The sequence below is a fragment of the Phytobacter massiliensis JC163 genome, assembly GCF_000321045.1.
Lineage (GTDB): Bacteria > Pseudomonadota > Gammaproteobacteria > Enterobacterales > Enterobacteriaceae > Phytobacter_A > Phytobacter_A massiliensis.
The window spans coordinates 1,537,938-1,551,226 of the sequence record NZ_HE578945.1; the positions used below are offsets into that span (position 1 = coordinate 1,537,938).

Consider the following 13,289-nt stretch of genomic DNA (forward strand, 5'->3'; position numbering starts at 1 on the left):
AGCCGCTGGGCGGGCGTCGCGCTGGCGGCGATGGCGCTGCTCAGCGTGGCGATAAACTTCCTGCCGCTGCCGTGGTGGGGAATGAACAGCGTCCTGCGCAACATGATTTTTTACAGCCTCGGCGCCTGGTTCGGCGCGGTTATCATGCAGGCGATACAAAATTTCCCGCTGCGCCGCTACGCCCTGTTGCTGATAGCCGGCGCGGTGGCGGCGACGGCGCTGTGGTTTATCAATGTTCCTCTGCCCCTGTGCCTGTTGTCGGTGGTGGCGATTCTGCGCCTGTTCCGTGCCCTTGAGGTGCGCTACGGCTCACGGGAGAACTCACTGCTGAACCTGGTAGGGTCCAATACGCTGGCTATCTATACCACCCACCGCATTTTGATCGAGGCGTTCAGCCTGGCGCTGCTCAGGCCGCTTAATGCCGGAAGCTGGCCGCCCGCAGCCGAACTGGCCCTGCTGCTCTGCTACCCTTTCCTGAGCCTTATCGTCTGTACAGTGGTGGGGCTGGGAGTGCGAAAAGCCTCGTCCGCGCTGTTCGGCGATCTTTTCTTCACCCCGCCTGCCAGGCTGCGCCTGCAGGAACAGACGCGTTAAGGTTGGCGAATAATGCACAATCGCGGATAATAAAGGGATTGCGTATCAGTGATATGCCCCCATAACAGGGGGGTATCCACAAGAGATCCTGACCCCGTCTATGCCTGAACAATACCGTTATTCCCTGCCCGCGAAAGCGGGCGAGCAGCGCCAGCTTGGCGAACTGACCGGCGCGGCCTGCGCCACCGAAGTGGCGGGAATCATTGAGCGTCATCCGGGCCCGGTGGTATTAATCGCCCCGGATATGCAAAATGCCCTGCGCCTGCAGGATGAAATCGCCCAGTTCACCGATAACCTGGTGATGAATCTTGCCGACTGGGAAACGCTGCCTTATGACAGCTTCTCGCCGCACCAGGAGATTATCTCCTCGCGTCTGTCGACGCTCTATCAGCTGCCCTCAATGCAGCGCGGCGTGCTGATTGTTTCCGTCAATACCCTGATGCAGCGGGTCTGCCCGCACAGCTATCTTCACGGCCATGCGCTGGTGATGAAAAAGGGGCAGCGCCTCTCCCGCGACGCGCTGCGCGCGCAGCTTGATAGCGCGGGCTACCGGCACGTCGATCAGGTGATGGAGCATGGCGAATACGCCACCCGCGGCGCCCTGCTGGATCTCTTCCCGATGGGCAGCCCGCAGCCCTATCGTCTTGACTTCTTTGATGATGAAATCGACAGCCTGCGTCTTTTCGACGCCGACAGCCAGCGCACGCTGGAGGAAGTCGAGGCCATCAGCCTGCTGCCAGCCCACGAATTTCCCACGGACAAAGCGGCTATCGAACTGTTTCGCAGCCAGTGGCGCGATAAATTCGACGTGAAGCGCGACGCGGAGCATATCTACCAGCAGGTGAGCAAAGGCACCCTGCCCACCGGGATTGAATACTGGCAGCCGCTCTTTTTTAGCGAACCGCTGCCTTCGCTGTTCAGCTATCTCCCGGCCAGCACGCTGGTGGTCAATACCGGCTCGCTGGAGCAGAGCGCAGAGCGCTTTAGCCAGGAGACCCGCGCGCGCTATGAAAACCGCGGCGTTGACCCGATGCGCCCGCTCCTGCCGCCCGAAGCGCTGTGGCTGCGTGTTGATGAACTGTTTGGCGAGCTGAAACGCTGGCCTCGCGTCCAGCTGAAAAACGAGCAGCTGGCGGATAAAGCTGTCAACGTCAATCTCGGTTATCAGACGCTGCCCGAACTGGCGGTACAGGCGCAGAATAAAGCGCCGCTGGATAACCTGCGTAAATTCCTGGAATCCTTTAGCGGCCCGGTGATCTTCTCGGTCGAAAGCGAAGGCCGACGCGAAGCGCTGGGGGAACTGCTCGCCCGCATTAAGATCGCGCCCAAACGCATCCTGCGGCTGGACGAAGCGGAAAATGCAGGCCGCTATCTGATGATTGGCGCGGCGGAACACGGCTTTATCGACAGCCTGCGCAACCGCGCGCTGATCTGCGAAAGCGACCTGCTGGGCGAACGCGTCTCCCGTCGTCGCCAGGATACGCGGCGCACCATCAACCCGGACACGCTGATTCGCAACCTGGCGGAACTGCATCCTGGGCAGCCGGTGGTCCACCTGGAGCATGGCGTGGGCCGCTACGCGGGCATGACCACGCTTGAAGCGGGCGGCATCAAAGGCGAATACCTGATGCTCACCTACGCCGGGGACGCCAAACTGTATGTGCCGGTCTCCTCCCTGCACCTGATTAGCCGCTACGCCGGCGGCGCGGAAGATAACGCGCCGCTGCATAAGCTCGGCAGCGACGCCTGGACGCGGGCGCGGCAAAAAGCGGCGGAGAAAGTGCGCGACGTGGCGGCGGAGCTTTTGGATATCTATGCCCAGCGCGCCGCGAAAGCGGGCTTCGCCTTTAAGCACGATCGTGAGCAGTATCAGCTGTTCTGCGACAGCTTCCCGTTTGAAACTACCCCCGACCAGGCGCAGGCGATCAACGCCGTGCTCAGCGATATGTGCCAGCCGCTGGCGATGGACAGGCTGGTGTGCGGCGACGTGGGCTTCGGCAAGACCGAAGTCGCAATGCGCGCCGCGTTCCTGGCGGTAGAAAATCATAAGCAGGTGGCGGTGCTGGTGCCCACCACCCTGCTCGCCCAGCAGCACTTCGACAACTTCCGCGACCGCTTCGCCAACTGGCCGGTGCGCGTAGAGATGCTGTCGCGGTTTCGCAGCGCCAAAGAGCAGGCGCAGATTCTGGAGCAGGCCGCCGAAGGCAAGATTGATATCCTCATCGGCACCCACAAGCTGTTACAGAGCGATGTGAAACTAAAAGATCTCGGCCTGCTGATCGTTGATGAAGAGCACCGCTTCGGCGTGCGCCATAAAGAGCGTATCAAGGCGATGCGCGCCGATGTGGACATTCTGACGCTCACCGCTACCCCCATTCCGCGCACCCTGAATATGGCGATGAGCGGCATGCGCGATCTGTCGATTATCGCCACGCCCCCTGCTCGCCGTCTGGCGGTGAAAACCTTTGTGCGCGAGTATGACAACCTGGTGGTGCGTGAAGCCATTCTGCGTGAAATTCTGCGCGGCGGTCAGGTTTACTATCTGTACAACGACGTTGAGAACATCCAGAAAGCTGCCGATCGGCTGGCGGAACTGGTGCCGGAGGCGCGCATCGCCATCGGCCACGGGCAGATGCGCGAGCGCGAACTGGAGCGGGTGATGAATGACTTCCACCACCAGCGCTTTAACGTGCTGGTGTGTACCACCATCATCGAAACCGGGATCGACATCCCGACCGCGAACACCATTATCATTGAGCGCGCGGATCACTTCGGCCTGGCGCAACTGCACCAGCTGCGCGGGCGCGTGGGCCGTTCGCACCACCAGGCCTACGCCTGGCTGCTGACCCCGCATCCGAAGGCAATGACCACCGACGCGCAGAAGCGCCTGGAGGCGATTGCCTCGCTGGAAGATCTGGGCGCGGGCTTTGCGCTGGCAACCCACGATCTGGAAATTCGCGGCGCAGGCGAACTGCTCGGCGAAGACCAGAGCGGGCAGATGGAGACCATTGGCTTCTCGCTGTATATGGAACTGCTGGAAAACGCCGTCGATGCGCTGAAGGCCGGGCGCGAACCGTCGCTGGAGGATCTCACCAGCCAGCAGACCGAAGTCGAACTGCGGATGCCGTCGCTGCTGCCGGATGATTTTATCCCGGACGTCAACACGCGCCTGTCGTTCTACAAACGGGTCGCCAGCGCGAAAAGCGAGAATGAGCTTGATGAGATCAAAGTCGAACTCATTGACCGCTTTGGCCTGCTGCCGGATGCGGCGCGTAACCTGCTCGATATCGCCCGTCTGCGTCAGCAGGCGCAGAAGCTGGGGATTCGCAAGCTGGAAGGCAACGACAAAGGCGGGCTTATCGAGTTCAACGAGAAGAACCACGTCAACCCGGCATGGCTTATCGGCCTGTTGCAAAAGCAGCCGCAGCACTTCCGCCTGGATGGCCCGACGCGGCTGAAATTCTTCCAGGATCTGGCGGAGCGTAAAACCCGCATGGAGTGGGTACGCGGCTTTATGCAGCAGCTTGAAGAGAACGCTATCGCCTGACACTCGCCGGGCCGCTCTGCCGGCCCGGTTTCTTTACATAGGCTTGCACTATTCCAGGAAAAGCCGACACTTCTGTGGCCCATAATTCCATAGCTTATATGTATATATATAACCTTATTATTTACATGGATTATGGTAATGATAAAAATAATGCGTCTTAATGTTTTGCTAACGCTGGTGGCCGTTTCGCTGCTGGTCCCCGCCTGGGCCAATACCTGGCCCCTTCCCCCTTCCGGCAGCAGGCTGGTCGGTGAAAACCGCTATCACGTTGTGGAAGATGATGGCGGCTCCCTGGAGGCTATCGCCAAAAAATATAACGTGGGTTTTCTGGCGCTGCTGCAGGCCAACCCCGGCATTGACCCCTATGTGCCCCGCGCAGGCAGCGTGCTGACGATTCCACTGCAAACGCTGCTACCCGATGCGCCGCGTGAAGGGATTGTGATTAATCTCGCTGAGCTGCGGCTCTACTATTACCCACCGGGGAAAAATGAGGTGACGATCTATCCTATCGGTATCGGTCAGTTAGGGGGTGATACGCTGACGCCGACGATGGTGACTACCGTCTCCGACAAGCGGGCCAACCCGACGTGGACGCCAACCGCCAATATTCGCGCGCGCTATAAAGCGCAGGGGATAGATTTACCGGCGGTGGTGCCGGCAGGGCCGAATAATCCGATGGGCCACCACGCGATTCGCCTTGCGGCCTATGGCGGCGTTTACCTTCTTCACGGCACCAACGCCGACTTCGGCATCGGTATGCGGGTCAGCTCCGGCTGTATTCGCCTGCGGGATAATGATATCGCAACGCTGTTTCGCGTTATTACACCCGGCACCCGGGTCAACATTATCAATACGCCGATTAAAGCTTCCGTTGAGCCTGACGGAACGCGCCTGGTAGAAGTACATCAGCCGCTCTCAAAATCCATTGATGACGATCCGAAAACTCTGCCCATCACGCTGAATGCCGCGATGAAGGGGTTCCGAAGCGCGCCAGAAAGCGACGCTGCGGTCATGGATCACGCGATGGAGGTGCGCTCGGGTATGCCGGTAGATGTCACCGCGCACGCCACGGTACAAACGCTATAAAAAAGCCTCGCAAAGGCGAGGCTTTTTAACTTTTAACGCTTATTTGTAGAGCACTGCGGTGCCGTGCAGTTTATCTGAACCGGTCACGGAGGTGATGCGGAAAGATTTCGCGCCCATCTCGTCGGCTTTCTGCGCCAGCTGATTTTCAACAGAAGAGAGGTTGCTGTCTGCGGTGACGGCGATGGTGCCAGCCTGTTGCTGGTTAGCGGGCGCTGAATGAACTTCAACGGCTGCGAAACTTGCAAAAGAGAGAGAACTCAGTACGGCTGCGGCGAAAAGGGTTTTAACGTTTTTCATGATGTTGGTCCTGATGCAGGTGAAAAGGTGTCGAAAGCATTTAACTAACGATCGTTAACAAAATAATAGATGTGACCCCCATCACGCGTCAATCCATTTTTATAATGATCATTAAATAAATACATAAACCTATATATATCAAAGAGATAATATTTAATAATTTGTGCGGTTATCGCGCTGGCTTCTGTGGGCGATTATTTTTATAATGATCGTTCAACAAACCAACGAAGGTTAGGCGGCGCTATGACCAGTGAAGTCAAAAATGAAAGTAAAAAAAGCCGTGGCCGACCCAAAGTGTTCGACAGGGAAGCGGCGCTTGATAAGGCCATGACACTCTTCTGGCAGCACGGCTATGAAGCGACATCGCTTGCCGATCTGGTGGCCGCGACAGGCGCGAAAGCGCCCACGCTGTATGCGGAATTCCATAACAAAGAGGGGCTGTTTCGGGCGGTGCTTGACCGTTACGTCACCCGCTTCGCCAGCCGCCATGAAGCGCAGCTGTTTGACGATGAGAAACCGCTGCTGGTGGCTTTACGCGACTATTTCCATGCGGTTGCCTCCTGTTTTACCAGTAGCGAAACGCCCGCAGGCTGCTTTCTGATAAACACCTCCACCGCCCTTGCCGCCTCCTCGCAGGAGATAGCCAGGGCGATTAAAGCGCGGCATGCACAGCAGGAACAGACGCTGCGTCATTTTCTGGAACAGCGTCAGCAGCGCGGCGAGATCCCCTCCCAGGCGAACCTGCAGGAGCTGGCGCAGTTTTTAAGCTGTGTACTGCAGGGGATGTCGATAAGCGCCCGGGAAGGTGCCGGGTGCGATAAGTTAAAACAGATAACCGCCACTACATTGCGTCTCTGGCCGCAGCTGACAGGCCAGTAACCCCTTCTTATGCGTATTATTGTTTTCACCTATCAGATTAATAGGTGAAAACATAATGCGACCTCTGCCGCTTTGCTAAGCTTTAACAGTAATTATTTCCTTGCTAACCATTCAGGGAAAAATAATAGAGAACTGTCATTAAGACAGACGTTTACAATACCCTGCATTTACTGTCTCTACGGAGTTTAACTTTCGACTATTCACATGCAGAAGGAAAATGAAGATGATTTTGCTATTACCATTCATCAAAGTGTTAATAGTAATTACATTGTTATTTAGCCTTTGGGTCGTTTACGGCGGTTCCATCCTGTTCGCATTCGTCTCGATTATCATTACGGGCTGTCTGCTGATTCGCCAGCCGGATATTGTCTGATGCGCTGGTGCTCTCCTCATCACTGCTGCAAAAAAAGGCTCCTCAGCCTGAGCAATTGAGGAGCCAAACGTAAGGTACTGCTTTTTTACGCTTTGTTATTCAAAATCAGCTGGCCGTTACCGTCCAGGGGGATCTGAGTACCGGGATCGCGATCCATACGGATTTTTCCCTGCTGATCGCCAATTTTGTAGGTGACGTCATAGCCCAGCATTTTTTCTGATTTGTCGTAGACCGTTTTGCAGCGCTGCTGCGTGGTGGTATAGGTGTCCCGCGACTGCATCTCGCCCTGGATCTGGTTACCTGCATAGCCGCCGCCCAACGCGCCGACTACGGTCGCCACATCCTTGCCGCGTCCTCCCCCGAACTGATGCCCAATGACACCCCCCGCTACCGCACCCAATACGGAGCCGGTGAGTCGGTTCTCATCCTGTACCGGGCGACGGTGCGTAACCGTCACGTTACGGCACTCCTGACGAGGCGTTTTAATGGTTTCTTTGATTGGCGTGGCGGAAACCACCTGCGCATACTGGGGGCTGCGGTCAAAAACATCCAGACCGGCTACCGCCGCAACACCCAGTGCAGCGGCCACGCCAATACCGATACCCGCTAACATTGATTTATTCACAGGATCTCCTCCCTGGTTGATATCTAGTAACAATTCTGCAACCTGACAAGAGTGAAAGCCAATCGGAAAGAGTGGAAAAAAGGGGAGATTTGCGGAGGTAAACGCGCGATTCAGAGTTATCCGAGCAAAAGTTGCTCAATAAGCAGAAGGATATTCTGCTCCCCTGCGCAGCGGCGGGGGAGCAGCCAGAACTTAGTGCAGCTTGAGTCGCGGGCGGATCACCCGGTTGATACTGCCAACCAGCATCATCAGACCCGTTTTAAAGTAGCCGTGCAGCGCAATCTGGTGCATACGGTAAAGCGAGATGTAGACAAAACGCGCGATACGCCCTTCCACCATCATCGAGCCGCGCATCAGGTTGCCCATCAGGCTGCCGACAGTAGAGAAGTTAGAGAGCGACACCAGTGAACCGTGGTCTTTATAGACGTAGGCTTTCAGGGGCTTGCCTTTGCTCTGCGCCAGAATGTTGTGCAGCGCGCAGCTTGCCATCTGATGCGCGGCCTGCGCACGCGGTGGAACAAAACCGCCTTCGGGACGGGCGCAGGAAGCGCAGTCGCCAATCGCATAAATGTCAGGGTCGCGAGTGGTTTGCAGCGTCGGCTCCACCACCAGCTGATTAATGCGGTTCGTTTCCAGGCCGCCAATCTCTTTCATAAAGTCCGGCGCTTTGATGCCTGCCGCCCACACCATCAAGTCGGCTTTGATGTACTCGCCCTCTTTAGTGTGCAGGCCGCCCTCATCGGCGCTGGTGACCATGGTTTGCGTCAGCACGCGCACGCCCATTTTGGTCAGCTCATTGTGCGCGGCGCCGGAAATACGCGGCGGCAGCGCGGGCAGGATACGCTCCCCTGCTTCAACCAGCGTCACGTTCAACGCTTCATTCGTCAGCCCTTTGTAGCCGTAGCTGTGAAGCTGTTTGACCGCGTTATGCAACTCAGCGGAAAGCTCAACGCCTGTCGCCCCGCCGCCGACAATGGCGATATTGACCTTGCCGTTAGCCCCAAGGCTTGCCGAATATTTCAGGAACAGATTGAGCATCTCCTGGTGAAAACGGCGCGCCTGATGTGGGTTATCGAGGAAGATACAGTGCTCTTTAACGCCCGGCGTGTTGAAATCATTGGAGGTACTGCCCAGCGCCATCACCAGCGTGTCGTAGGCCAGCTTGCGCTCCGGCACCAGCAGTTCGCCCTTCTCGTCCCGCAGTTCGGCTAAGGTTATGGTTTTCGCTTCACGGTTGATATCAACAACCGATCCGAGCTGAAACTGGAAATGGTGATTACGGGCATGCGCCAGATAGCTCAGCGCATCCACCCCTTCATCAAGCGATCCGGTCGCCACTTCGTGCAGCAGCGGTTTCCACAGATGGCTGTGATTGCGATCGACCAGCGTAACTTTCGCTTTTTTCCCACGGCCCAGTTTGTGCCCGAGCTGGGTTGCCAGCTCAAGCCCACCAGCGCCCCCGCCGACAATCACAATTTTCTTCAATGGTGTAGTCAACGTGACCCCCTTAAAATATTAACCAATTGTTAACTAAAGGTTATAAAAATAGCTTTTAATTAACAACAAGTTAGATTGCATAAAGACGTGTTACTTCAATGAGAATATCATGAACGGTGCATTGGTCATACCAAAATTGATATTAATCAAGTTTTGCCGTTCAAAAGATAGACAGTGTAGCCAGAATCGGCATAAGACAAGGCATTGAAAGGTGAGATGGCGGGATGACTATACCGGGGGGATGCCGTTTCGCCGCAGCTGGCAGCGCCGGGTACGCTACGCCTACCCGGGCTACGACAACGCTTAGCCAAGCGTTTTGAATGCCTTGATTCTCTGCAGGTGCGGAGAGATGTTCTTGAACTTATGCGACTGCTCTTCGTCCCAGACGATCTCATAATAATGGTGCAAAACGTCAGAAGAACGTTGGCTGTCCAGCGCCTCGTCGGTGCGGGAAAGAATGGCCAAGCAGCGGTCGCGGTTTTTCTCGCGAAAGTTGGACACGCACTTCGTGGCGATATCCAGATACTCTTCCGGCCGGTCAATCTTGCCTTCCATATTTTCATAGGGGAAAAGGTTAGGGTTAAACATGACCTGACGGACGTCGCACAAAAAGCCGATCCGTTCAGCCCAGTAGCCCCCCAGCCCCACGCCGCAAATCAGCGGCCGCTCATCCACGTTGAGCTGCAGCATTTTATCCACCTCTTTTAGCAGGTGCTGCATATCATGTTTCGGATGACGCGTGCTGTAGCTTATCAGTCGCACATCGGGATCGATAAACTGCAGCTGTAATACTTTCTCGTGGTTTCCCGGACTGTTTGAGTCAAAACCGTGTAAATAGATGATCATCGCATCCTCACCCTATTCAGTACCCGTACGCAACCCATTACTGCGCTGCTTTATATTCCTGCCAGCGCGCGTGAAGCTGTTCCAGCTGCTGGTTGACGCTCTTCCAGCGCGAGGAGCTCAGCAGCTCCTGACGGGAAAATGAACCTTTATGATACAATTTCGTAACACGCTCAGCTTTGATCGGCGACAGGTTATCCAGCACGCTGACTGCGCCTTTACGATTATTGCAGACGAGGATCATATCGCAACCCGCATCCAGCGACGCCTGACCGCGCTCGGCATAGCTGCCCATGATCGCCGCCCCTTCCATCGACAGATCGTCAGAGAAAATCACGCCGTCAAATTGCAGTTCGCCCCGCAGCACCGTTTGCAGCCAGTAAGGCGAACCGCTGGCCGGACGCGGGTCGGCGTCGCTATAAATCACGTGCGCGGGCATGATGGCATCCAGTTTGCCCTGGGCTATCAACGTGCTAAACACCGCCATGTCTCTGGCGCGGATCGCCGCCTCTTCACGCGGGTCGCGGGGCGTCTCTTTATGGGAGTCCGCCGTCACCGCGCCATGGCCGGGGAAATGTTTACCGGTGGTTTTCATCCCGGCACTGTGCATACCGTCAATAAAGCGGGTCGCTAACGCCAGCGCCGTGTCAGGCTCATCATGGTAAGCGCGCTCGCCAATGGCCGCGCTGATATGGCCCACATCCAGCACCGGGGCAAAGCTGATATCGATATCCATGGCGATCATTTCGCTCGCCATCAGCCAGCCTGCCTCCTGCGCCAGCCTGCCGCCCTCCTCTACGCCGAGCAGCGCGGCGAAAGATTGTGCCGCGGGCAGGCGGGTAAACCCTTCACGAAAACGCTGTACGCGCCCGCCTTCCTGATCCACGGCGACCACCAGTCGATGGCGCGAAGCCTCGCGGATCTGGCGTACCAGCTCGCGTAGCTGGTCTGGATCATGGTAATTGCGGGTAAATAAAATCAGCCCGCCTACCAGCGGATGGGCCAGAATCTCTCGCTCCTCCGCATCCAGTTCGTAGCCGTGCACATCTAACATCACCGGACCCACATTCACCTCTCTTTTCCTTTTGTTCTGAGCTGGCCCCATACCCTGTCGGCCAGCGAAATAAACTGTTTATCACCCGTCTGCTGCCAGCGCACTTCAAACCACCCCGCCATCAGCAGCCCTACCCATGGCTCCCAGCGTTGCACCTGCCGCCATAGCTGCCGGGGGGCGATAGCCGCACGTTGCGCATAGGCATCCACCAGCGCACGACGCTGCTGCGTATTGTCCATCCAGACGCTGGCAAGCTCCAGCGCGATATCGCCATCGCCCGCATATTCCCAGTCTATCAACCGCAGACCGTCGGGGCTATGGACGAGATTACCGGTGTGAACGTCCATATGTAAGGGGGCGAGCCGCAGCGGCGGCGGCTCGCCACGCTGGCGCAACGTTTTCCACGTTTTTAACCACAGCGGCGTACGGCGGGAAGGGTCGCTCTCCTGCCAGTAGCGCGCCAGCAGGGGCAACAGCGTTATCCGCCAGCCCAGCGGCGCGTGGCGATGTAGCGCACAGAGCAGCGCCGCCAGATCATCTGCCGGAGGTAAGACCTGCGGGATTTCACCCTGGATGTACTCTATCGCCATCCAGCCATCAATAAGCCATTTTGGCTGCGGCGCCAGCGAAGGCGGCAGACGTTTAAGGGCGCGATACTGACGTAAAAACGGGGACGATGCCGTCGAATGCGCCTGGCGTAACACCAGGCGATGACGGCCATCGCTGATAAGACAACTCCCGCCGCTGAGACCAGCGTCCATCCCCGCAACGGGAGCATAGTGAGGAAGATAGCGTGACAGAAGCCCGTCACGCGTCAGTTTACTGTTGCTGAACCGCACCTTTCCCCGACCAGACAATTTCACCGGTTTGCACCAGCATGAGCTGCATTTGCAGACCCGGCGCGCTGGCGCTGCCGGTCGCGCTGGAGTAAAGCACATACTGCGCGCCTACGTTACGGGCAATACCGATAGCTTTGCTGCGCGAGCCGAGACTATCCTGCGGCGACAGGCCAAGCTGCTGCTTCGCCATAGCCAGCTGCTGCGCCGTGACCAGCGTGAACTTGCCGTTGTTAGCCAGCGCGCTACGCAGCGTCTCTGTGGCTTCGCTGGCGTTAATCGAACCATTTGTTCTGTTGTTAACGCTGTCCACCAGCAGAACATTACCGGCGCTGGCGCCGCTGGCCTGCAACATCTTGCTCACCATCGGCTGCACGGCACTGTTCCAGTCATAATGGCGCTCACGGGGCGCGGGCTGCGCGCTTTCATCCGGGTGTTCAATCGGCCCCGGCTGCTGCGGCACTGACGGCACCGAAGGGACGGTGGGCACCGGCTGCTGCGGCGGCGGCACAGGCTGCACCGGCTGCTGCGGCGTTGGCTGCGCCTGATCCACCGGCGCAGGCTGCTGTTCACGCTGCATAATACAGCCAGAGAGAATAACCGCTACCGTCGTCAGCAGCGCGTAGCGTCCTAATGTTTTAATCAATTTTCACCCCTTACAAATAGAGATAAAGTCTGACCTTGTGCGCACCCAGGAAATTGGCGCTTCCATAGAGCGTAACGGAAGCGTTAGCCGGAATGGTCACGCTGCGTGGCTCTTCGAGCGGATGCATTTCCAGGCCGCGCGCGTCATACCAGAAGAAACGGTAGTTCACCGTGACAGGCTGAGCGCGTTCGTTAAACAGCCTTGATGAAGCCACCGGCTGGATCTCTTGCGTGCTCAGCGTTGGCGGCTGCGCCGTTATCCCGGCGGCCAGGACAGTCGACTCCATAACCAGTGTCTGATCGTTTGCGACCGGAATTTCCGGACGCGAGCTACAACCCACAAGCGTCAGGGCCATTAACAGCAAAGCGACGCGTCCGTTTGCCATAGGTATTACCCTTTGTGAGACAGCATCGGGCCAAGCGGGCGGCCACCCAGCAGGTGCATATGGATATGCCAGACTTCCTGCCCGCCGTGACGGTTACAGTTCATGATCAGGCGATAGCCATCTTCCGCAATGCCTACATCGCGGGCGATTTTAGCCGCGACGGTGAGCATCCGGCCCAGCGCCTGCTCGTGCGCTTCGGTAACGTCGTTAACGGTAGGGATAAGTATATTCGGCACGATCAGCACGTGCGTCGGCGCCTGAGGGGAGATATCGCGAAAAGCGGTGACAAGCTCATCCTGATAAACAATATCCGAGGGAATTTCGCGACGGATGATTTTACTGAAAATGGTTTCTTCGGCCATGACCTTTTCCTTTTTATACGTGCAGGCGACACCGCCCAGTCACGAGATACAGTGTAGAGTATGAGCGAGATTCTTCGGCTGTTTCAACTATAACACTCTTTTTCTTCAAGATTTCCCGTCAGGCTGACCGCATTATGGCCGCCCGCCCCTTCGCTTCCCTTTGAAACAGGCTTTCAAAACGCCATGTAACATCTGTTTACACCGTAAAATTAAATGCGTATATTTCGCATTTGCATTTACATGCGCATTTATTACCTGAAACCAT

The 13,289-nt window shown here is 57.0% G+C and carries 13 protein-coding genes; 4 read left to right on the forward strand and 9 right to left on the reverse strand.

The window, feature by feature from the left end; all coding sequences use genetic code 11:
- The 3 genes from ENTHG_RS07595 to ldtC form a co-directional block, all read left to right on the forward strand.
- On the forward strand, positions 1-594 hold a 594-nt coding region (locus ENTHG_RS07595), incomplete at its 5' end, for an acyltransferase family protein (RefSeq protein ID WP_044177526.1).
- Between the two features lie 100 nt (positions 595-694).
- The gene (gene mfd / locus ENTHG_RS07600; RefSeq protein WP_044177528.1) at positions 695-4,141 is read left to right on the forward strand and encodes a transcription-repair coupling factor; all 3,447 of its coding nucleotides are present in this window, start codon (positions 695-697) and stop codon (positions 4,139-4,141) included.
- 132 nt (positions 4,142-4,273) lie between these two features.
- A complete protein-coding gene (ldtC, locus tag ENTHG_RS07605) occupies positions 4,274-5,227 on the forward strand; it encodes a L,D-transpeptidase LdtC (RefSeq protein ID WP_425325295.1) in 954 nt (317 codons plus the stop codon).
- Between the two features lie 39 nt (positions 5,228-5,266).
- Here ldtC and bhsA read toward each other — a convergent pair whose 3' ends face one another.
- Entirely contained in the window at positions 5,267-5,524 is a 258-nt protein-coding gene (bhsA, locus tag ENTHG_RS07610) for a multiple stress resistance protein BhsA (protein ID WP_044177532.1), read from the reverse strand.
- A 243-nt stretch (positions 5,525-5,767) separates the two neighbouring features.
- On the opposite strand from bhsA, the gene ENTHG_RS07615 reads away from it, so the two are divergent.
- Entirely contained in the window at positions 5,768-6,403 is a 636-nt protein-coding gene (locus tag ENTHG_RS07615; protein WP_044177534.1) for a TetR/AcrR family transcriptional regulator, read from the forward strand.
- Between the two features lie 458 nt (positions 6,404-6,861).
- Here the strand turns inward: ENTHG_RS07615 and ENTHG_RS07620 are convergent, their stop codons facing one another.
- From ENTHG_RS07620 to hinT, 8 genes are all read right to left on the reverse strand, one after another.
- Positions 6,862-7,401 carry a glycine zipper 2TM domain-containing protein gene (locus ENTHG_RS07620; RefSeq protein ID WP_044177536.1) on the reverse strand — a complete coding sequence of 180 codons (540 nt, stop codon included), beginning with the start codon at positions 7,399-7,401 and terminating at the stop codon, positions 6,862-6,864.
- Positions 7,402-7,593: 192 nt separating this feature from the next.
- Complete coding sequence (gene ndh / locus ENTHG_RS07625; protein WP_044177538.1) at positions 7,594-8,898, reverse strand: NADH-quinone dehydrogenase; 1,305 nt, start codon at positions 8,896-8,898, stop codon at positions 7,594-7,596.
- A 303-nt stretch (positions 8,899-9,201) separates the two neighbouring features.
- The gene (gene ycfP / locus ENTHG_RS07630) at positions 9,202-9,744 is read right to left on the reverse strand and encodes an alpha/beta hydrolase YcfP (RefSeq protein WP_044177540.1); all 543 of its coding nucleotides are present in this window, start codon (positions 9,742-9,744) and stop codon (positions 9,202-9,204) included.
- A gap of 37 nt (positions 9,745-9,781) precedes the next feature.
- Positions 9,782-10,807: a beta-N-acetylhexosaminidase gene (gene nagZ, locus ENTHG_RS07635; protein ID WP_044179124.1), complete on the reverse strand. Its 1,026-nt coding sequence runs from the start codon at positions 10,805-10,807 to the stop codon at positions 9,782-9,784.
- A 2-nt stretch (positions 10,808-10,809) separates the two neighbouring features.
- A complete protein-coding gene (thiK, locus tag ENTHG_RS07640; RefSeq protein ID WP_044177542.1) occupies positions 10,810-11,634 on the reverse strand; it encodes a thiamine kinase in 825 nt (274 codons plus the stop codon).
- Positions 11,615-12,277, reverse strand: coding sequence for a penicillin-binding protein activator LpoB (lpoB, locus tag ENTHG_RS07645; RefSeq protein WP_044177544.1), 663 nt, complete (start codon positions 12,275-12,277; stop codon positions 11,615-11,617). Before lpoB ends, thiK begins: the two co-directional genes overlap by 20 nt.
- A 10-nt stretch (positions 12,278-12,287) precedes the next feature.
- Positions 12,288-12,662: a YcfL family putative periplasmic lipoprotein gene (locus ENTHG_RS07650; protein WP_044177546.1), complete on the reverse strand. Its 375-nt coding sequence runs from the start codon at positions 12,660-12,662 to the stop codon at positions 12,288-12,290.
- 5 nt (positions 12,663-12,667) lie between these two features.
- Complete coding sequence (hinT, locus tag ENTHG_RS07655) at positions 12,668-13,024, reverse strand: purine nucleoside phosphoramidase (protein WP_044177548.1); 357 nt, start codon at positions 13,022-13,024, stop codon at positions 12,668-12,670.
- Between the last annotated feature and the right edge of the window lie 265 nt (positions 13,025-13,289).